General features: G+C 64.0%; 20 protein-coding genes. 14 read left to right on the top strand and 6 right to left on the bottom strand.

Annotated elements, in window-relative coordinates; translation table 11 throughout:
* Positions 1 to 9: 9 nt before the first annotated feature.
* Genes JEQ47_RS00480 through JEQ47_RS00470 form a run of 3 tightly spaced genes read left to right on the top strand, consistent with a single transcriptional unit; the run spans position 10 to position 2823 of the window.
* Complete coding sequence (locus tag JEQ47_RS00480) at positions 10 to 921, top strand: ABC transporter substrate-binding protein (RefSeq protein WP_198874430.1); 912 nt, start codon at positions 10 to 12, stop codon at positions 919 to 921.
* Between the two features lie 20 nt (positions 922 to 941).
* A complete protein-coding gene (locus JEQ47_RS00475) occupies positions 942 to 1850 on the top strand; it encodes an ABC transporter substrate-binding protein (protein ID WP_198874429.1) in 909 nt (302 codons plus the stop codon).
* A gap of 52 nt (positions 1851 to 1902) precedes the next feature.
* Complete coding sequence (locus JEQ47_RS00470; protein ID WP_198874428.1) at positions 1903 to 2823, top strand: ABC transporter substrate-binding protein; 921 nt, start codon at positions 1903 to 1905, stop codon at positions 2821 to 2823.
* Between the two features lie 63 nt (positions 2824 to 2886).
* Here JEQ47_RS00470 and JEQ47_RS00465 read toward each other — a convergent pair whose 3' ends face one another.
* The gene (locus JEQ47_RS00465; RefSeq protein ID WP_198874427.1) at positions 2887 to 3042 is read right to left on the bottom strand and encodes a hypothetical protein; all 156 of its coding nucleotides are present in this window, start codon (positions 3040 to 3042) and stop codon (positions 2887 to 2889) included.
* 528 nt (positions 3043 to 3570) lie between these two features.
* On the opposite strand from JEQ47_RS00465, the gene JEQ47_RS00460 reads away from it, so the two are divergent.
* On the top strand, positions 3571 to 4602 hold the full coding sequence (locus JEQ47_RS00460; protein ID WP_198874426.1) for a response regulator: 1032 nt from the start codon (positions 3571 to 3573) through the stop codon (positions 4600 to 4602).
* 2 nt (positions 4603 to 4604) lie between these two features.
* On the opposite strand, the gene JEQ47_RS00455 is transcribed toward JEQ47_RS00460, so the two are convergent.
* Positions 4605 to 4814 carry a hypothetical protein gene (locus JEQ47_RS00455; protein WP_198874425.1) on the bottom strand — a complete coding sequence of 70 codons (210 nt, stop codon included), beginning with the start codon at positions 4812 to 4814 and terminating at the stop codon, positions 4605 to 4607.
* A gap of 346 nt (positions 4815 to 5160) precedes the next feature.
* Here JEQ47_RS00455 and JEQ47_RS00450 point away from each other — a divergent pair, with 346 nt between their 5' ends.
* From JEQ47_RS00450 to hemN, 6 genes are all read left to right on the top strand, one after another.
* Complete coding sequence (locus JEQ47_RS00450) at positions 5161 to 5709, top strand: putative pterin-binding protein (protein ID WP_198874424.1); 549 nt, start codon at positions 5161 to 5163, stop codon at positions 5707 to 5709.
* Positions 5706 to 7064 carry a sensor histidine kinase gene (locus JEQ47_RS00445; RefSeq protein WP_198874423.1) on the top strand — a complete coding sequence of 453 codons (1359 nt, stop codon included), beginning with the start codon at positions 5706 to 5708 and terminating at the stop codon, positions 7062 to 7064. The genes JEQ47_RS00450 and JEQ47_RS00445 overlap by 4 nt, the downstream gene beginning before the upstream one ends.
* A 131-nt stretch (positions 7065 to 7195) precedes the next feature.
* Positions 7196 to 8923: a ribonucleoside triphosphate reductase gene (locus JEQ47_RS00440; protein ID WP_198874422.1), complete on the top strand. Its 1728-nt coding sequence runs from the start codon at positions 7196 to 7198 to the stop codon at positions 8921 to 8923.
* Between the two features lie 20 nt (positions 8924 to 8943).
* Positions 8944 to 9138 carry an anaerobic ribonucleoside-triphosphate reductase gene (nrdD, locus tag JEQ47_RS20890; protein WP_198874421.1) on the top strand — a complete coding sequence of 65 codons (195 nt, stop codon included), beginning with the start codon at positions 8944 to 8946 and terminating at the stop codon, positions 9136 to 9138.
* Positions 9122 to 9772 carry an anaerobic ribonucleoside-triphosphate reductase activating protein gene (locus JEQ47_RS00430; RefSeq protein WP_198874420.1) on the top strand — a complete coding sequence of 217 codons (651 nt, stop codon included), beginning with the start codon at positions 9122 to 9124 and terminating at the stop codon, positions 9770 to 9772. The genes nrdD and JEQ47_RS00430 overlap by 17 nt, the downstream gene beginning before the upstream one ends.
* Before the next feature lie 122 nt (positions 9773 to 9894).
* Complete coding sequence (hemN, locus tag JEQ47_RS00425; protein ID WP_198874419.1) at positions 9895 to 11250, top strand: oxygen-independent coproporphyrinogen III oxidase; 1356 nt, start codon at positions 9895 to 9897, stop codon at positions 11248 to 11250.
* Positions 11251 to 11286: 36 nt separating this feature from the next.
* Here the strand turns inward: hemN and JEQ47_RS00420 are convergent, their stop codons facing one another.
* Positions 11287 to 11508, bottom strand: coding sequence for a hypothetical protein (locus JEQ47_RS00420; protein WP_198874418.1), 222 nt, complete (start codon positions 11506 to 11508; stop codon positions 11287 to 11289).
* A 7-nt stretch (positions 11509 to 11515) separates the two neighbouring features.
* The gene (locus JEQ47_RS00415; RefSeq protein WP_198874417.1) at positions 11516 to 12184 is read right to left on the bottom strand and encodes a helix-turn-helix domain-containing protein; all 669 of its coding nucleotides are present in this window, start codon (positions 12182 to 12184) and stop codon (positions 11516 to 11518) included.
* A gap of 105 nt (positions 12185 to 12289) precedes the next feature.
* Here JEQ47_RS00415 and JEQ47_RS00410 point away from each other — a divergent pair, with 105 nt between their 5' ends.
* Positions 12290 to 12994: a response regulator gene (locus tag JEQ47_RS00410; RefSeq protein WP_198874416.1), complete on the top strand. Its 705-nt coding sequence runs from the start codon at positions 12290 to 12292 to the stop codon at positions 12992 to 12994.
* Here JEQ47_RS00410 and JEQ47_RS00405 read toward each other — a convergent pair whose 3' ends face one another.
* The gene (locus tag JEQ47_RS00405; protein WP_198874415.1) at positions 12995 to 14539 is read right to left on the bottom strand and encodes a PAS domain S-box protein; all 1545 of its coding nucleotides are present in this window, start codon (positions 14537 to 14539) and stop codon (positions 12995 to 12997) included.
* Between the two features lie 105 nt (positions 14540 to 14644).
* Positions 14645 to 15088: a pseudoazurin gene (locus JEQ47_RS00400; RefSeq protein ID WP_198874414.1), complete on the bottom strand. Its 444-nt coding sequence runs from the start codon at positions 15086 to 15088 to the stop codon at positions 14645 to 14647.
* 226 nt (positions 15089 to 15314) lie between these two features.
* On the opposite strand from JEQ47_RS00400, the gene nirK reads away from it, so the two are divergent.
* From nirK to JEQ47_RS00385, 3 genes are all read left to right on the top strand, one after another.
* Complete coding sequence (gene nirK, locus JEQ47_RS00395; protein WP_198874413.1) at positions 15315 to 16445, top strand: copper-containing nitrite reductase; 1131 nt, start codon at positions 15315 to 15317, stop codon at positions 16443 to 16445.
* Positions 16446 to 16535: 90 nt separating this feature from the next.
* Positions 16536 to 17417, top strand: coding sequence for an SUMF1/EgtB/PvdO family nonheme iron enzyme (locus JEQ47_RS00390; protein WP_198874412.1), 882 nt, complete (start codon positions 16536 to 16538; stop codon positions 17415 to 17417).
* A gap of 172 nt (positions 17418 to 17589) precedes the next feature.
* Positions 17590 to 18243 (top strand): Crp/Fnr family transcriptional regulator, encoded by a 654-nt coding sequence (locus JEQ47_RS00385; RefSeq protein WP_198875677.1) that lies wholly within the window; start codon positions 17590 to 17592, stop codon positions 18241 to 18243.
* Positions 18244 to 18271: the final 28 nt, after the last annotated feature.

The following is an 18271-nucleotide window of genomic DNA, read 5'->3' as shown; positions in this document are numbered from 1 at the left end:
GGGACGAAAATGACACTCATCCGCACTCTTCTCGCCACCACGGCCATTGTCCTCTCGCTGGGCCAGGCCACGGCCCGCGAGATTACCCATGCTATGGGCGTCACCGATGTGCCGGACAATCCGCAGCGCATCGTGGTGCTGACCAATGAAGGCACCGAGGCTCTGCTCTCGGTTGGCGTGACCCCCGTCGGCGCCGTCGAAAGCTGGAAGGGCAATCCCTGGTATGACTATCTGATGCCGCAGATGGGCGAAGTCACCCTGCTCGGCACCGAGGGAGAGCCCAATCTCGAACTGATCGCCACGCTCGAACCCGACCTGATCCTGGGCAGCAAGGTGCGCCAGGAAAAGATCTATGAGCAGCTTTCCGCCATCGCCCCCACCGTGCTGACCGAGACCCTTGGCGCCGTCTGGCAGGAAAACCTCATCGTCTATGCCGATGCGGTGGGCAAGGCCGATGAGGGCGAAGCCGCCATCGCCGCTTTCGACGCGCGCGCCGCCGCCATCAGCGCGGCTTTGGGCGACAAGGCCAGCGGCACCATCTCGCTCGTCCGCATCTCCCCGGCACGCACGCGCATGTATTTCAAGGATTCCTTCCCGGGTGTCGTCATCGACGCCGTCGGCCTCGCCCGACCTGAAACGCAGGATCGCGACGAGTTTGCCGAGGACCTGACCAAGGAACGCATTCCAGAACTGGCTGCCGACCGCATCTTCTACTTCTCGCCCGATCCCAATGATGCCGAGGCCGAAGCGAATCTGGGCGAATGGCTGCAGGACCCGCTCTGGCTTGGCCTTGATGCGGTCAAAGCTGGCAATGCCCAGCGCGTCGACGACGCCATCTGGGTCGCAGCGGGCGGCGTCTTTGCCGCAAACACCCTGCTCGACGATATCGAGGCCGCCTACGGCCTCGTCTCCACCCGCTAACATCCAACAAGGACACGCCCATGATCCGCACGATCATCGCCGCCTCCACGCTCGCCATGCTGCTGTCCAGCACGGCCATGGCCCGCGACATCACCCACGCCATGGGCGTCACCGATGTCCCTGATAATCCGCAGCGCATCGTGGTGCTGACCAATGAAGGCACCGAGGCCCTGCTCGCCATCGGCGTCACCCCGGTCGGCGCGGTCAAATCCTGGCTGGGCGATCCGTGGTACGATCACATCGCCGCCGACATGGCCGATGTAACGGTGCTGGGCGACGAATCGGCCGTGAACCTCGAAGTCCTGGTCTCGCTCGAACCCGATCTCATCATCGGCAACAAGCAGCGCCACGAGGACATCTATGAGCAGCTGTCGGCCATCGCCCCGACGGTGATTTCCGAGCGCCTCCGCGGCGACTGGAAGATCAACATGGCGCTCTATACCGACGCCATCGGCAAGGGCGCCGAGGGCCTGGCGGCGCTGGACGCTTTCGACGCCCGCGTCGCGGCGCTGAGCGAAGACATCGGCGCCTCGCTCGAGGAGGAAATCTCCATCGCCCGCTTCATGGCGGCCCAGACCCGCATCATGTTCAAGGACAGCTTTTCGGGCCTGATCCTCGCCCAGCTCGGCTTCCACCGTCCAGCTGCCCAGGACAAGGACGAGTTCGCCGAAGAAATCACCAAGGAGCGCATTCCAGAATTCGAGGGCGATCGCCTGATCTATTTCACTTACGAAACCGGCAATGGCGAAGCCGACACCCAGGAGACCGACTGGCTGGCCGATCCGCTCTGGCAGAACCTGGAAGTCGTCAAGGCTGGCAAGGTGCATGAAGTGTCCGACGCCATCTGGAACACGGCCGGTGGCATCATCGCGGGCAATCTGCTGCTCGACGACATCGAAGAAATCTACGGGCTCGAAAGCACCCGCTGATGAACCCGGCCGGTCCGCAGGGCCGGCCAGTCCCTCTATCTGGAACGACCATATGAACAAGCGACATTTCTCCGCCGGCTTACTTGCCCTGGTGTCTGCCCTCTCCCTCGCTGCGCCGCTCAGCGCCCGAGAAGTCACCCACGCCATGGGCGTCACCGAAGTGCCGGACAATCCCCAGCGTGTCGTCATCCTCACCAATGAGGGCACCGAAGCCCTGCTCTATCTGGGCGTGGTTCCGGTGGGTGCCGTGCAGAGCTGGGACGGGGATCCATGGTACGCCCACATTGCCGAGCCACTGGCCGAAACCGTCCCGCTGGGCGTCGAGAACGCCGTCAATCTCGAAGTGCTCGCCACGCTGGAGCCTGACCTGATCCTGGGCAACAAGGTGCGCCAGGAAGCAATCTATCCCCAGCTCTCCGCCATTGCCCCCACCGTCTTCTCCGAGGACCTGGGCGGCTCCTGGCAGACCAACCTGCAGGTCTATGCCGATGCCCTGGGCATCTCCGACAAGGGTGTCGCCGCCGTCGACGGCTTCGTGGCCCGCACCAAGGCGATCCACGACGCCCTGGGCGACGCGGTCAATGACGAGATTTCCCTCGTCCGCTTCTCGCCCAACCGCACCCGCATCTATTACACCGACACCTTTGCCGGCATCGCCCTCAGCCAGATCGGCTTTGCCCGTCCGGAAGCGCAGCAGAAAGAAGCCTTCGCCGAGGAAGTGACCAAGGAACGCATTCCCGAAATGGAAGGCGACCGCATTTTCTACTTCTCCAGCGACCTCAATGGCGAGGAGGCTACGGCCAATCTCAATGACTGGCTGAACGATCCACTCTGGCTCAATCTGGAAGGCGTCAAGGCCGGCAAGGCCCAGCGCGTCAGCGAGATCATCTGGAATACGGCAGGCGGCATCTACGCAGCCCACCTGATGTTGGACGAACTGGAAGCCATCTACGGCATCGCCTCGACCCGCTGACATCCGTCGACGGCAGACCAGGCGGGAGGGTCCTTGGCGCTCCCGTTTTCATGTGCTGAGGGATCATCCAGAGCGCGGCACCTCCAGCCCAACCGCAATAAGTAAGCCCGTCAGTTGCGGCACATCGGCCATCTCGACTTTGGGCGCAAGCACCAGGAGCGCGAGAATGATGAAGCTGGCGCGGCTGAGGCGGCGCCTCGTGGCTTTCCGGACATACATGAGCGAGCTCCGTCCTGGGCGTGGCCACCGCGCTGGCCGGGATGATCTGGTCTAGCGCATTCCCGGACAGACCGCCCCACGCATTTGGGCAAGGCGGGCCGACCGATGGCACAAAAAAGGCCGCCCGGCTTGGGGGAAGCGCGGGCGGCAGGCGTCTTGGAGGTCAGAAGGAGGTCAGGAGCCGTTGGGACGACGCTGATGGGCCAGTATTAACCACTAGAGCCAGCGCTCGCCCCACCCGTTTGCGTGGTCCCGCAAAGGTTGAGCGACGCTCGCCGCACGGCCCTGCCAAGCTTGCTAACCGCCCTCTTTCCTGGATTTTTTTCATATCGGCGGACAATCTTGCTCGACCTCGCGCACAGTTTTCGGCAGATCGAGAAACCCTCCGCAGCCTTTCCAGGCGACAGCCATTTTCCTGCCGGCGGTTAAGGTAGTTGGCGATTGCCCGGAGCCATTTGCTGGACCTCGGCACTTGGCGGACGCAATATATGGAAGTGCTGGCGTGAGTGTCCGGGTGCGATCAGTTCCATGAGTTTCAAGCTACTGTGCATCGAAGACGAAACCGACCTGCGAGCCGACATGTGCGAGGAGCTCACGGCCGCCGGGTTCGATGTCGACGAGGCCGGCGACGGCCGGGAAGCGCTCGATCTGCTGCTTTCCGAACACTATGACCTCGTGCTGTGCGATATCACCATGCCCGGCATGTCAGGCATCGAGTTGCTGCGCACTGTCCGCCGTCAGGAGCGGCTAGCCGATCTGCCGTTTATTTTCCTCACCGCCCTGACCAGCCGGCAGGATGTCATTGTCGGCAAGCAAGCCGGCGTCGATGACTACCTCACCAAGCCCATCGACTTCGATCTCATGCTGATCACCATTTCGGCGCGCCTCGACCAGGTCGCCCGCATCAAGGGCGCCAAACCGCAGGCGGACGCGGACAGCCACAGCCTGCGCGCAGCGCTCATGGGCGCGGACGAAGCCCTCAATCGCATTGCCGTCGGCGTCTTTCTCATCGACAGTGAGCGCAAAGTGCTGTTCCGCAACCGGCGTGCCGAGGAACTGCTGACCGCGGCGGAAGGCCTCAGCGTTTCGCGCGAGGGGCTGCTGCGCGGCGAAAAACCGGCCCAGACTCAGGCCCTCAAGGATATCGTCGATACGGCCATCGCGCGGATGGCCAGTGGCAACCGGCACGGAACCGATGCCGTCGCCCTGCCCCGCGACAGCGGCAAGCGACCCTTGATCGCCGTGGCCTGCCCGCTGGGCCGTGGCCCTGCCGTCGCCGGCGAACCGGCGGTCGGGCTGTTCGTCACCGATCCAGAATGGCGTCCGAGCGATGCGGCGGAAGCGGTTGCCCAGCTCTATGGCCTGTCTCCGGCCGAGACGCGCCTGGCGCTGGCTTTGGTTCAGGGCATGAGGATCGATGAGATTGCCGATGAATTCGGCCTCTCGCGCAACACGGTGAGCTATACGCTCAAGAACCTGTTCCGCAAGACCGAGACCGACCGCCAGGCCGATCTCATCAGTCTGTTCCTTTCCAACCCCGTTGCCCTCGACCAGGACTGACGTCAGGCCGCCTGGCGCTGGGTGCGGCCGCCATGCCGCGACGGTTTGATGGGCTTGCGCGATGGGTTTGCGCGGCTGGCTTCAGCGACGGGATGCAGGGCCGGATCGCCGGCGATAATTGTCGCGATCTCGGCATCGATCATCTGAAACACCTCGGCAAGTTCAGGAAAGTTCTGGTGCTCGATGTCCTTGGCGCGGGGCAGGCGACGCATGGTGACAACTCCCAGGTTCAACCCGCCACCGCATAGGGCAGGGCAAGCAGGGTCAGGGCAAACATGTAAAGGCTTGAAAGCAGCAGGGCGCGGCGCATCGCAGGACCCTCCATCCGGACGATCAGGTAAGTCTGAGTGCCGCGAACCGAATGTGTTTTACCGCTCTTTGGCGCCGGCATCGCCCCTCAAACAGGTGGGAAGGCGTCGATCCGCCAGGGTCGCCAACGCCACCACCAAATCCCGCAATTGATCTGGGCGCATTCATGCGTTGCACATTTTTGCGTGCACTAACTGCCATATATCGTACAATTGGCGGCTCCCGGGCGGCACGGGTGAGGTGGACGGCATGTCAGTGCACAAGTCGATGTCCAGCAGGGCGGCGCTGCATGCCTTTGTGCAGCGGTCTGTCTTGCTTGGCGCGCTGTTGGCACCACTGTCCACCGTTGAGGCCGCAGACCCGCTGCCTCAGCCCCAAGGCGCCGTCATCCTCACGGTGACTGGCGCCATTGCGCGCACGAACGGGCCAGATGGCGCCCAGTTTGACCGGCAGATGCTGCTCGACCTGGGCGAAACGCAGATTTCCACCACCACGCCCTGGACCGATGGCATCCAGGAATTCTCCGGCGTCTTGGCCCGCGATGTGCTCAAGCATGTTGGTGCCGAAGGCGACACGGTGCTGGCCACAGCGCTCAACGATTATACCGTGCGCGTGCCCATGGCCGATTTTCTGAACAACGACGTGCTGCTGGCCATGGAGATGAATGGCGAAGAAATGCAGATCAGCGACAAGGGTCCGATCTGGATCATCTACCCCCGGGACGATGTGCCGGCGCTGCAGAACACCCTGCTGCATGAGCGCTGGGTGTGGCAGTTGCGGGAGCTGCAGGTGCAATGACCCGCCGGCCGTGGATATCGCGGCCCTTTCTGGCGGCGGTCCTCGCCCTCACCGTCCTCTTCACCCTGCTGCTCGCCGCCGTTACCCGCCTCGCGGTCAACGAGAACCGCATCTCCGGCGAGCGCGACGACAGCGTCATCTGGTTTGCGAGCCAGGGCCAGTACGAAGCCATGCGGCTGGCCGACGCGACGCTGCTGTTTGAAGCCGGACGCGTTGCTCCCGAGGAACTGGCCCTCCGCTTCGATCTCCTCGACAGCCGCCTCAGCCTTTTCGAGCAGGGCGTCGGCGCCCGCCTCGTCGAGGATCTCGGCTACCGCGACGAAGTCCAGGAGCTGCGCGACACCTTCGAGACGCAGCGCCTGCAATTGCCGCTGGTTCGCGACGGCGACCCGGAGGCCCTTTTGGGCCTCCACGGCACAGCCCGCGCCATGGGTGAGACCATGCGCGACGTCGCCAATGCCGGCATGCTCGACAGCCGCAACAAGGATGACATGGTGCGCGACACCAGACGCCGGATCCTCGTGGAAGTCCTGAGCTACCTCTTGGCGACGCTGGCGGCCGGCGTGCTGGTCGCCTTTATCGTTGTGCGCGGCTTTCGCACCACCATGCGCGCCGAAGCAGCACTTGAGCACGAGCGCCAGATATCGCGGCTGCACCGCGCCTTCACCTCGGTGGTCTCGCATCAGTTCCGCACGCCGCTGACCATCATTGATGCCAGCGCCCAGCGCATGTTGCGGCGCGGCGCGGCCATGACCCAGGACGAGGTCATCAGTCGCGCCACCAAGATCCGAAAGGCCTGCCAGCGGCTGACGCGGCTCATGGAAAGCACGCTCAATGCCGCGCGCCTTGAACAGGGCGAGATCACCTTTCATCCGCGCCCATGCGACCTCCAGCAGGTCGTCGCCACGGTCGTGGACATGCAGCCCGAGGATGATCAAAGCCGCATCGTGCTCGCCTTGGAGGACCTGCCGCGCCTCGTCATGGCCGACACGGCCCTGCTCGAACAGGCCATCCACAACCTGATTTCCAACGGGCTCAAATATTCCGCGCCCAATTCGCAGGTCCTTGTCCGCGGCCGCCGCGAGGCCAATGACGTGATCATCAGCGTCGTCGACAATGGCGTCGGCATCCCGGCCGACGAAATTCCCTTCATCACCGAGCGCTTCTTCCGTGCCCGCACTGCGCAGGGCATTGCCGGTACCGGCATCGGCCTCCATTTCGTCTCGCAAATCATGGACCTCCATGGCGGGCGCATCGAGGTCAGCAGCGCCGAGGGCAAGGGCTCGACCATTTCGCTTGTCTTCCCCTATCGCCCGGCCGAACGCGCCGGCTTCGATCCCGTGAGGACGGACTAGCTCTCCACACTGTTTGCGCCAAGGCAAACACCGCGCCGAATTGGCCGGCAATTGACCCACCATATGTTGACGGATCAGCACGCCGAAACACATCATCATGTGGTTTTCAAGAGTCTACCGGACACCACGCCATGGCCACTTCCACCGCCGTCTCACCCGCACAGATCGATATTCGCGCCAGCATCGCCGAATATCTCGATCGATCCGACTGGCGGGTGAACGCCAATGCCAACCAGGGCTATTCGCTGGGCGGGCTGATCCTCAATACGGCGGGCAAGGTGGTTGCCAATTACTGGCTGTCCCATGTCTATCCCGAAACCATCGGCCAGGCGCATCGCGACGCGGACCTCCACATCCACGACCTCGACATGCTCTCGGGCTATTGCGCCGGCTGGTCGCTGCGCATGTTGCTCGAGGAAGGACTCAACGGCATTCCCGGCAAGGTGGAATCCGGTCCACCAAAGCACCTCTCCAGCGCCGTGGGGCAGATCGTCAATTTTCTGGGCACGCTGCAGAACGAATGGGCCGGCGCCCAGGCTTTCAGCTCCTTCGATACCTACATGGCGCCCTTCATCCGCAAGGATGGGCTCTCCTACGACCAGGTGCGCCAGTCGATCCAGGAGCTGGTCTACAATCTCAACGTCCCGGCGCGCTGGGGCACCCAGGCCCCCTTCACCAATCTCACCTTCGACTGGACATGCCCGGAGGACCTGCGCGAACAGGTGCCTGCTATCGGCGGGGAAGAGATGGACTTCACCTATGGTGAGCTCCAGCCCGAGATGGACATGATCAACCGGGCCTATATCGACGTCATGACCACGGGCGACGCCAAGGGACGCGTCTTCACCTTCCCCATTCCCACCTATAACATCACGCCCGACTTCATCTGGGACAGCGAAAATGCCGACCGGCTTTTTGCCATGACCGCCAAATACGGCCTCCCCTACTTCCAGAATTTCGTCAATTCCGACCTCGAGCCGCATATGGTCCGCTCGATGTGCTGCCGCCTGCAGCTCGATCTCACCGAACTCCTCAAGCGCGGCAATGGATTGTTCGGCAGCGCCGAGCAGACCGGCTCGCTGGGCGTCGTCACCATCAACTGCGCCCGGCTGGGCCACCTCTTTGCTGGTGACGAAGCGAGCCTGCTCAACCGGCTCGATGCGTTGATGGAGATGGCGCGCGACAGCCTAGAGATCAAACGCCGGGTCATTCAGGGCCACATCGACGGCGGCCTTTATCCCTATACCAAACGCTATCTGGGGAGCCTGCGGAACCACTTCTCGACCATCGGGGTCAATGGCCTCAACGAGATGATCCGCAATTTCTCGGGCGATGCGGATGACATCACCACCGAGGCGGGGCGAGGCCTTGCCATCCGCCTGCTCGATCACGTCCGGTCGCGGATCACTGCGTTCCAGGAAGAAACGGGGCACCTCTACAATCTTGAGGCTACCCCCGCCGAAGGCACGACCTATCGCTTCGCCAAGGAAGACCGCAAGCGCTTCCCCGGCATCATCCAGGCCGGCACCGCCGAAAACCCCTACTACACCAATTCCTCGCAACTGCCCGTCGGCTATACCGAGGACCCCTTCGAGGCGCTCACCATGCAGGATGAGCTGCAGTGCAAATATACCGGCGGCACGGTTCTGCACCTCTACATGACCGAGGCGCTCTCCAGCGGCGATGCCTGCCGCAAGCTGATGCGCCGGGCGCTGAAAAATTTCCGCCTGCCCTACATCACCATCACCCCGACCTTCTCGATCTGCCCGACCCACGGCTATCTCTCGGGCGAACACCACTATTGCCCGAAATGCGATGAGGATCTCATCGCCAAAAAGCGCAACCAGCTCACCCACTGACCCCTACGAAAGGACCTTTCATGAGCATCCATCCCACCGGCCTCATCGCCACAACGACCAGCCAGCCCGTCCTCCTCGACACCGAGCGCCAGCCCTGCGAGGTCTGGACCCGCGTCATGGGCTACCACCGCCCGGTTTCCTCGTTCAATCGCGGCAAGAAGGGCGAATTCTACGAGCGCCGTTATTTCCGCGAAGCGAGTGCCAAGCTTGACTGACATCCGCATCGGCGGACTGGCCCGGCTGTCGTCCTGCGACTGGCCGGGCGAACTGGTCGCCACCATCTTCTGCCAGGGCTGCCCCTGGGCCTGCCGCTATTGCCACAACCCGCATCTCATTCCCGCCCAGGGCGAGGGCCAGATCGCGTGGCGGGACGTGCTCGATTTTATCGGCTCTCGCAAAGGCCTGCTCGATGGCGTGGTCTTTTCCGGGGGCGAGCCCACTCTGCAACCGGGCCTGCGACAGGCCATCGAAACGGTCAGAGCCATGGGCTTTCGCATCGGCCTTCATACCGGCGGACCCTATCCCGGGCGGCTGGCCGAAGTGCTGCCGCTCCTCGACTGGGTGGGCTTCGACATCAAGGCGCCACGCAACAGCTACGATCGGATCACTGGGGCCCGACACAGCGGCAACAAGGCAATGCGGAGCCTCAAGCTCCTCCTGGATAGCGGCGTCCCCTACGATTTGCGCACCACCGTCCATCCCGACCTTCTCAGTCTGGAGGAACTCAAAATGCTGGCCGAAGAGGTCAAAGCCGCCGGCGGCAAGGATCACCGTATCCAGGCCTTCCGGCCCGATGGCTGCGCCGATGAAGAACTGGTCCACAGCCCGTCGCTCTCCCGACCGGGCTGACATCCGTCCTCGCTCCGCAGTGGGGACGGCGCAAAACACCGCCAAATTGACGTCGAACAAGTTGGCTGTCCGGCAGGCTTGCTAAGAGCGGCCGACATTTTCTCAACGGCGAGCCCCCAGCCATGAGTTCGGACACACGCGATCTGGTCGAGCGCTATTCCTTGCCGGTGCCGCGCTACACCAGCTACCCCACTGCGCCACACTTCCACGGCGGCGTGGACGCAAAGACCTATGCGCGCTGGCTGGGTGAGCTCCATGCGGACGCGACGCTCTCGCTCTATCTGCACATTCCCTATTGCGATCGGCTGTGCTGGTTCTGCGGTTGCCACACCAAGCACACTTTGCGCTACGAGCCGGTCGCCGCCTATCTCAAGGCGCTCTATGCCGAGATCGACTGGGTTTCCGCAAAACTCGCCGGGCGCGGCCGCGTCACTGCCATCCACCTCGGCGGCGGCTCGCCGACCCTGCTGACGTCAGAGGATATCCTGGCGCTCAAGACCAAGCTGGCCACGGCCTTCACAATCGACCCATCGGTCGACATCAGCATCGAAATCGACCCCAACGACCTCGACGACGGGCGCTATGACGCCATGGCCGAATTTGGCCTCACCCGCGCCAGCATCGGCGTGCAGGATTTCGATCCACGCGTGCAAGAGGCCATCAACCGCATACAGAGCTTCGATCAAACCCGCGCCGTGGTCGACGCCATGCGGGCGCGCGGCGTCCGCTCGGTCAATCTCGATCTGCTTTACGGCCTGCCCTTCCAGAGCGAGGAGGGTCTTGCGCGCACCATCGAAGCGGCGCTGAGCCTCAGGCCCGACCGTGTGGCACTCTTTGGCTATGCCCATGTCCCATGGATGAAACCACACCAGAAAATGATCCCCGAGGACGCCCTGCCCGACCGGCATATGCGCTTCGCCCAGGCGCAACTGGCAGCACGCCTGCTGACCGGGGCCGGTCTCGATCCCATCGGTTTCGACCATTTTGCGCTGCCCGATGATCGGCTGGCGCAGGCCACACGCCAAGGAAAGCTGCGGCGCAATTTTCAGGGCTATACCGACGACGCCGCCGACGCGCTGATCGGGCTCGGAGCGTCGGCCATCGGGCAATTGCCGCAGGGCTATGTGCAGAACATCACGCCTACCGGCGATTACAGCAAGACCGTCTTGGCCGGATCGGGCGCCACGACGCGCGGTTTTGCCCTGGCTCCGGCCGACAAGCTGCGCGCCCTCGCCATCTCCACCCTGCTCTGCACCTTCCAGCTTGCCCCGCGCGACCTTGCCGGCTTCGGCGCAGCTGGTCGGGCGCTGATGGGAGAGGCCGAAGCCATCGCCTTGACCGACCGGGACGGCATGGTCGCGATGCTCGACGGCGTCTTCACCGTCACCGTACGCGGTCGCCCCTTCGTCCGCGCCATCGCCGCCCGCTTCGATGCCTATTTCGGCCAGGGCACCGCACGCCACTCGGCGGCGGTTTGAGAAAGCATTCCCGGCCATAGCGGGAAGGCCGCTCTGCTAGGCGTCATGCACATCGACGCGCGTGGCCTGGCTCGACAGCAGCACGTCGAGCAGCATCCGTTCGAGCGGCGCGTTGAGCGCTACCGCGAAATGACAATCCGCCGCCGCATCCACGGTCAGAACGGCCGGCAGGCCGCCCTTTGCCAGCAAGGCGGCGCGAGCCAGCTCGGCAGCGGCGGTATCAGAAAAATGGGCTATGGCGACACGGGCGCGCGACATGTCGGGCTCAGTGCACCACGGTCTCGCATTCGGCGAGTTCCTGCAGCCGTTCGAGATCGCGGATGACGAAGCTGCCGCGGTCTGGCAGGTCGACAATACCGCGCACCTTGAGCTTGGTCATGCTGCGGCTGACCGTCTCGATGGTGAGACCCAGGTGATCGGCAATATCCGCGCGGCACATGGGCAGGCTCACGCGCTGGTCATTGCCCAGCTTATGGGTGCGGCCGGCCAGCGACACGAGGAAGCCGGCAATCCGCTCCATGGCCGACTTGCGGCAGAGCAGCACCGACAGGTCATGCATGCTGGCCACTTCCCCCGCAGCCATGGCGAGAATCTTCTCGCCCAACTCCGGACGCTGCCGCATCGCCTGACCGATATCGCCGCGCGCCGTCACCTGCACCCTCGCCGGGGTCAGCGCGTCGCAATCGAAGCGATAGGCCTCGCCATGGCCGAAACCGACAATGTCGCCAGGATAGGCGAAGGCCACCACCTGGCGGCGGCCGTCCTGAAATATCTTGGTGGCGCGGAACACGCCGCTGACCACTTCATAGAGCGCATCGGCGCGATCGCCTTCGTGAAAGAGCACCGTGGTCGCGCCGACGACACGCCCCTGCCCATCGCCCACGGGACGTTCGCTACGGGTCGTGTCCGGTTCAGCATGGGGAAAGAGGTACATCGGGGGCTCCGTTCGGCTGTGTCTGAACGGAATTGACCATGCGGACGTAATCGTCCTATCCGGTTCTTGTAACCAATTGTAACGGCGAGACTGCGGCCCCGCTCCATGCAGACCCACCACATCCTGGTCGTCGACGACGACGCACAGATCCGCCGCATGTTGCGCCGCTGTTTCGAGGACGAGGGCTATCGGGTCAGCGAATCGAGCGATGGCGACAATATCGAGGCTACGCTGCGCGCGGGCACCGACCTCGTCACCCTCGACCTCAATCTCGGCCGCGCCGATGGTCTGGCCGTCGCCCGCCGCATCCGCCAGGTGTCGGATGTCCCGATCATCATGATCACCGGCAAGGGCGACATGATCGATCGCATCGTCGGGCTCGAAATCGGCGCCGACGACTATATCGCTAAGCCCTTCCACCTGCGCGAGGTGCTGGCTCGCATCCGCAGCGTCTTGCGCCGCAGTACGGGCAGCGCGTCGCCCGCCGCCGCCAACTCGGTCATCCGCTTCGACGGCTTCGTGCTCGATCCCGCCCGCCGCAGCCTTACGGGTCCGGAGGGCGCCGACATCGCCCTTACCTCGGGCGAATTCGACCTGCTGGCTCTGTTCTGTCGCCACGCCCATGCCGTGCTCGACCGCGACCGCATCATGGACCTGCTCAAGGGCCATGACTGGTCGCCCAATGACCGCAGCATCGACAATCAGGTGGCGCGGCTGCGCAAGCTGATCGAGGCCGACACCCGCAATCCGCAGATCATCAAGACCGTGCGCGGCGCCGGCTACAGCTTCACCCCGCGCAATCTGGGCTGATCAGCCTTCCAGCGCCTCGGCGATCGCCTGCGCCAGATCGGCCATGCGATAGGGCTTGCTCAGCACCTTGAGGTGGGCAATCGCGTCTTCGTCCCGCCGCACCAGCTCGTCGGCATAGCCCGACGTCAACAGCACGTTGAGGCCCGGCCACTGCTCGGCCACCCGCCGCGCCAGCTCATAGCCCGAAATGCCGCCCGGCATGACGAGGTCGGTGAACACCAGGTCCACCTCGGCGCCGCGCCCGAGAATCGCCAGTGCCTCATGCGCATCGGCCGCCACCAGCGTCGCATAGCCCAGCGTTTCAAGCCGGGTCACCGTCAGCTTGCGGACCCGTGGATCGTCTTCCACCACCAGCACCGTCTTGCCGGCCGGCGGCACGGCCGCTTCCTCGGGCTCTGCCTCCACCGCCGAAGCTGTGCCATGGCGCGGCAGGTAGATGTTGACGCTCGTCCCCCGCCCGATCTCGCTGTAGATCGTGGCATGGCCGCCCGACTGCTTGGCAAAGCCATAGATCATGGAAAGCCCCAGCCCCGTGCCGCGCCCCTTCTCCTTGGTGGTGAAAAATGGCTCGAACGCCCGTTCGCGCACATCGGCAGGCATGCCCTCGCCGGTATCGGCGACGGAAAGGCGCACATAGTCCCCCGGCGCCAGCCCATCCAGATCCTCGGACATGGCGGCATCGACGCTCACATTGCCCGTCTCGATGATCAGCCGGCCGCCCTGGGGCATGGCATCGCGCGCATTGACGGCCAGGTTGACGATAGCGCTTTCCACCTGCGAGGGGTCGATGCGCGTCATCCACAGCCTGGGCGTCAGCGCATTGGAGAGCGAAATGGTCGAGCCCATGGTGCGGTGCAGCATGTCGGTGAGGCCCAACACGAAGTCGTTGAGGTTCACCACTTCCGGCTCGAGATGCGAACGCCGCGCGAAGGCCAGCAGCCGCGCCGTCAGCCGCGCGCCGAGATCCGCCGCTTCCAGCGCCTCGATGGCCAGCTCGCGCTGCCCGGATGTCGTCAGCTTGGCTTCCAGCATTTCGAGATTGCCGATGATGACGGTGAGGAGATTGTTGAAGTCGTGGGCGATACCCCCGGTCAACTGCCCCATCGCTTCCATTTTCTGCGCCTGCCGCAGCGCTTGTTCGGTGGCCTTCTGCGCCGAGAGGTCGTGGATGATGCCGGTGAAATGCACCCGCCCGTCCATCTCGAATTCGCTCACTGCCAGGTGCATGGGAAACAGCGATCCGTCGCGCCGCCGCCCTGTCACCTCGCGGCCGATGCCGATGATCTTGGCCGCGCCCGTCCGGCGATAGTTGGCGATATAGCCGTCATGGGCTGAGTGATAGGGTTCGGGCATGAGGAAATGCACGTTCTGGCCGATGAACGCGTCCTGCGGATAGTCGAACAGCCGCGCCGCCGCGGGATTGACCGTGGTGATCGTGCCGCGCCCATCGATGGTGATGATGGCGTCCACCGCCGATTCGAGGATGGCCTGCAGCTTGCGGGCCTGGCCGACGAGGTCGGCCTGTTCTGGAAAATAGTGGGTCAATTGCGGCTCGGTCGTACGGGTCTTTGCCCCGAGACTACCCGCTTTCGTCCAACAAAAAACCCTCCCGCCATGGCAGGAGGGTGCATCGGTCTCGATATCGGGCGCTTAGATGCCGAGGCCGGCATAGGCGGCGTCCAGGCGTTCCTGGGCCTTGTTGGGAACATTGACCGCCTTGGCGGCATCGAGATTGGGCAACTCGTCGCCCACGGCGATGGCGCCGGCCATGCCCATGGCGAAGTGCGGCGTGCACTTGATGCCGTAGAGGCCGGGCACATCGAAAGTCACCGTGAACTCTTCGTTCACCTTGCTCTTGAAGGCTTCGGCGCCTTCCGGGATCATGTCCTTGATGGTCTCGACATTGTGGCTCTTGTCGGTGGGAATGAATGTCACCGTGTCGCCCGGCTGGATGGCGAGGAAATTGGGCTCGAACACCATGGTGCCCGCTTCGCCCTTGTTGAGCATGTGGATTTCGTAGTCCGCGGCCAGCGCCGGAGCAACGAGGCCGCCCATGGCAACCAGGGCGATCATTGTCGTGGTGAAAATACGCATCGGGGTTCTCCTTGACTTGGGTCGGCTGACCCGTTGCCCCTGACCTAGGAAATCCTGCCTGCCCGGTCTTTGACCCAAGTCAAATACCGCTGCGGCAAAACGTCCAGCACGCTCGACCCGATATTTGCGCCTGATCAAGGAACACTTGCCGACGGCACCATAAGGTCTTCATCGAAGGCAGAGGACGCAAGTACCCCAGCCAAAGTTCCAAGTCATGGAGAAGAAGATGTCGATCAATACGAGGCTTTCGCGCCGGGCCCTGCTTGCCGGTGCCGCCGCCATCGGCGCTACCACGCAGCTCGCTACCGTGGTGGCGACCACCGCGCAGGAAGCCGTGGCGGCCGCAACTGCCCCGGTCGATCTCAACACGCTGGAGCGCGTCAAGGTCGAGCTGGTTGCTCCACCATTCGTCCACGCCCACGAACAGGTGGCCACGGGCGGACCGAAGATCGTCGAGTTCACCATGACGATCGAGGAGAAGCTGCACGAGGTCGAAGACGGCGTCGAGATCTGGGCCATGACCTTCAACGGCTCGGTGCCTGGTCCGATGATGGTCGTGCATGAGGGCGACTATGTCGAGCTGACGCTGATCAATCCCGACACCAACTTGATGCCGCACAATATCGACTTCCACGCAGCCACGGGTGCCCTGGGCGGCGCCGGGCTCACCAATGTCAATCCGGGCGAAAAGGCGATCCTGCGCTTCAAGGCCATCAAGGCCGGCGTCTTCGTCTATCACTGCGCCCCAGAGGGCATGGTCCCCTGGCACGTCACCTCGGGCATGAATGGCGCCATCACCGTCTTGCCGCGCGAAGGCCTCAAGGACCCCAAGGGCAATCTCATCACCTACGACAAGGTCTACTATGTCGGTGAGCAGGATTTCTATGTCCCCAGGGACGAGGACGGCAACTACAAGACCTATGAGAGCATCGGCGATGGCTATGCCGACACGATCGAGGTGATGCGCACGCTGCTGCCCAGCCACATCGTCTTCAACGGCAAGGTCGGCGCCCTCACCGGCGACAATGCCCTCACCGCCAATGTCGGGGAAACCGTGCTGATCCTGCATTCGCAGGCCAATCGCGACACCCGCCCGCACATCATCGGCGGCCATGGTGACTTCGTCTGGCCGACGGGCAAGTTCCACACCCCGCCCGATGTCGACCAGGAAACCTGGTTCATCCCCGGCGGTACGGCAGGCGCGGCGATCTACACGTTCCACCAGCCAGGCGTTTACGCCTATGTGAACCACAACCTCATCGAGGCCTTCGAATTCGGCGCCGCCGGCCACATCGTGGTCGAGGGCGATTGGAACGACGACCTGATGACAGGCGTCCTCGCTCCCAGCCCGATCTGACGCCGGACCGACGATCCGGGGCCCAATACCGGGCCCCGGCACCCCATTGCCGGCGCATCCCTTTGGCGCCGGCATATCCCGGAGGCGAAAATGGCGGCCCAGGCTGTCCGTACCAAGGATGTGACGCTTCTCCTGCTGCCCGCGATTCTCCTGACCGTGGCGCTTGGAGCGCTGGCAGTGCAGCTCGCACCACCGCTGCCGGCACTGTTGCCTCCTTCGGATGTTGCCCTTCCGGCAACGGTCACGCTGCCTCCGGGAACCTTTAATTACCGCGCCGACGGCCATTTCCTGCGCGACAACGTCCCGGTGGACCCACCCGTGGGCGCGGTGACGCAGGCAGTCCCCCTCGAGATCATGCAGTACCAGGTCAGCGTCGAGGATTACGCGCGCTGCGTCGCCGATGGCGCCTGCGCCCCCACCGTCCAGGCCGGTCTCGATGGTCAGCCGGTCACCGGCGTCAGCTATCAGGATGCAGCAGCCTATGCCGGCTGGCTCAGCGCCGCCAGCGGTCAGACCTGGACGCTTCCGACCGCCCCGGAATGGGCCTATGCCGCCGCCGAACGCTACACCGATGAGGCCCTCGGCACGTCGGACGACGCCGGCAACCCGGCGCTGCGCTGGATTGCCAATTACCGCCAGGAAGCGGCCCGGAACCGCACTGCGGATCCCTATCCCAAGCCGCTTGGCACCTTCGGCGCCAACAGCTTCGGCCTCATGGACATTGCGGGCAATGTCTGGGAATGGACCGATACCTGCCACCGCCGCGTCCATGTGAACGCCGTCGGCGACATCCTCAGCGAGCAGCCCGCCTGCACCATTCGTGTGCTCGAGGGCAAGCATCGCGCCGCCACCAGCTTCTTTATCCGCGATGCCAAGAGCGGCGGCTGCTCGGTCGGCATCCCGCCCGACAATCTGGGTTTCCGCCTGGTCCGGCGGCCGGACGAAAAAGCCGGCTGGATGGACTGGCTCTGAGCTTAGGGCACCGCCGCAGCTCCGAAGCGCACAGACGTGCCGCCCCCTGCGACCGAACAGCGTGTATCGTCCCCAAAACTTTTGCTGTATCGGACATGTATCCGAAGTCGGGGACGACACTTTGGCCGATATCGACCGCAGCCTTGTCCGCAGCCTGCCGCTTTTTGCCAACATGGCCGATGCCGACCTCGATCGGCTACTTGCCCGCGCCACCATGCGCCGCGTCCCGGCCGGCGAGGCGGTGTTCGAGCAAGGCCAGAAGGCGACGCAGTTTTTTCTGCTGCTCCATGGCCGGCTCAAGGTGACCCAGGTGACATCGGAAGGCCAGCAGATCATCGTCCGCGTGGTCAATCCCGGCGACCTTTTCGGCTTTGCCCCCGCCCTGCAGCGCGACGACTATCCGGGGACACCGACTGCGGCTGCCGAGAGCGTCGTCATGTGCTGGCCCAACGAGGTCTGGGGCAGCATTGTCGAGCAGAACCCGCAACTGGCGGTCAACGCCATGAAGACCATCGGGCAGCGGCTGCAGGAGGCCCATACCCGCATTCGCGAAATGTCCACCGAAGAGGTCGAGCGCCGCGTCGCCCATGCCGTGCTTCGACTGATGGACCAGGCCGGCCGCAGAGAAGCCGAAGGCGTGCGCATCGATTTCCCGCTCAGCCGCCAGGATGTCGCGGAAATGACGGCCACCACCCTGCACACGGTCTCGCGCATTTTCAGTGCCTGGGAAAGCCAGGGCATCGTCAAGGGCGGCCGCCAGAAGCTTCTGGTCCGCGACCGCAAGCGGCTCGAGTCTCTCGCGGAAGGTCTCGCCGACAAGGACTGACGCGCTCCTTTTCCTTCTCCCACCGTGC

The sequence above is a fragment of the Devosia sediminis genome (genome assembly GCF_016411825.1).
GTDB lineage: Bacteria > Pseudomonadota > Alphaproteobacteria > Rhizobiales > Devosiaceae > Devosia > Devosia sediminis.
This window is presented reverse-complemented; position numbering and strand designations above follow the sequence as displayed.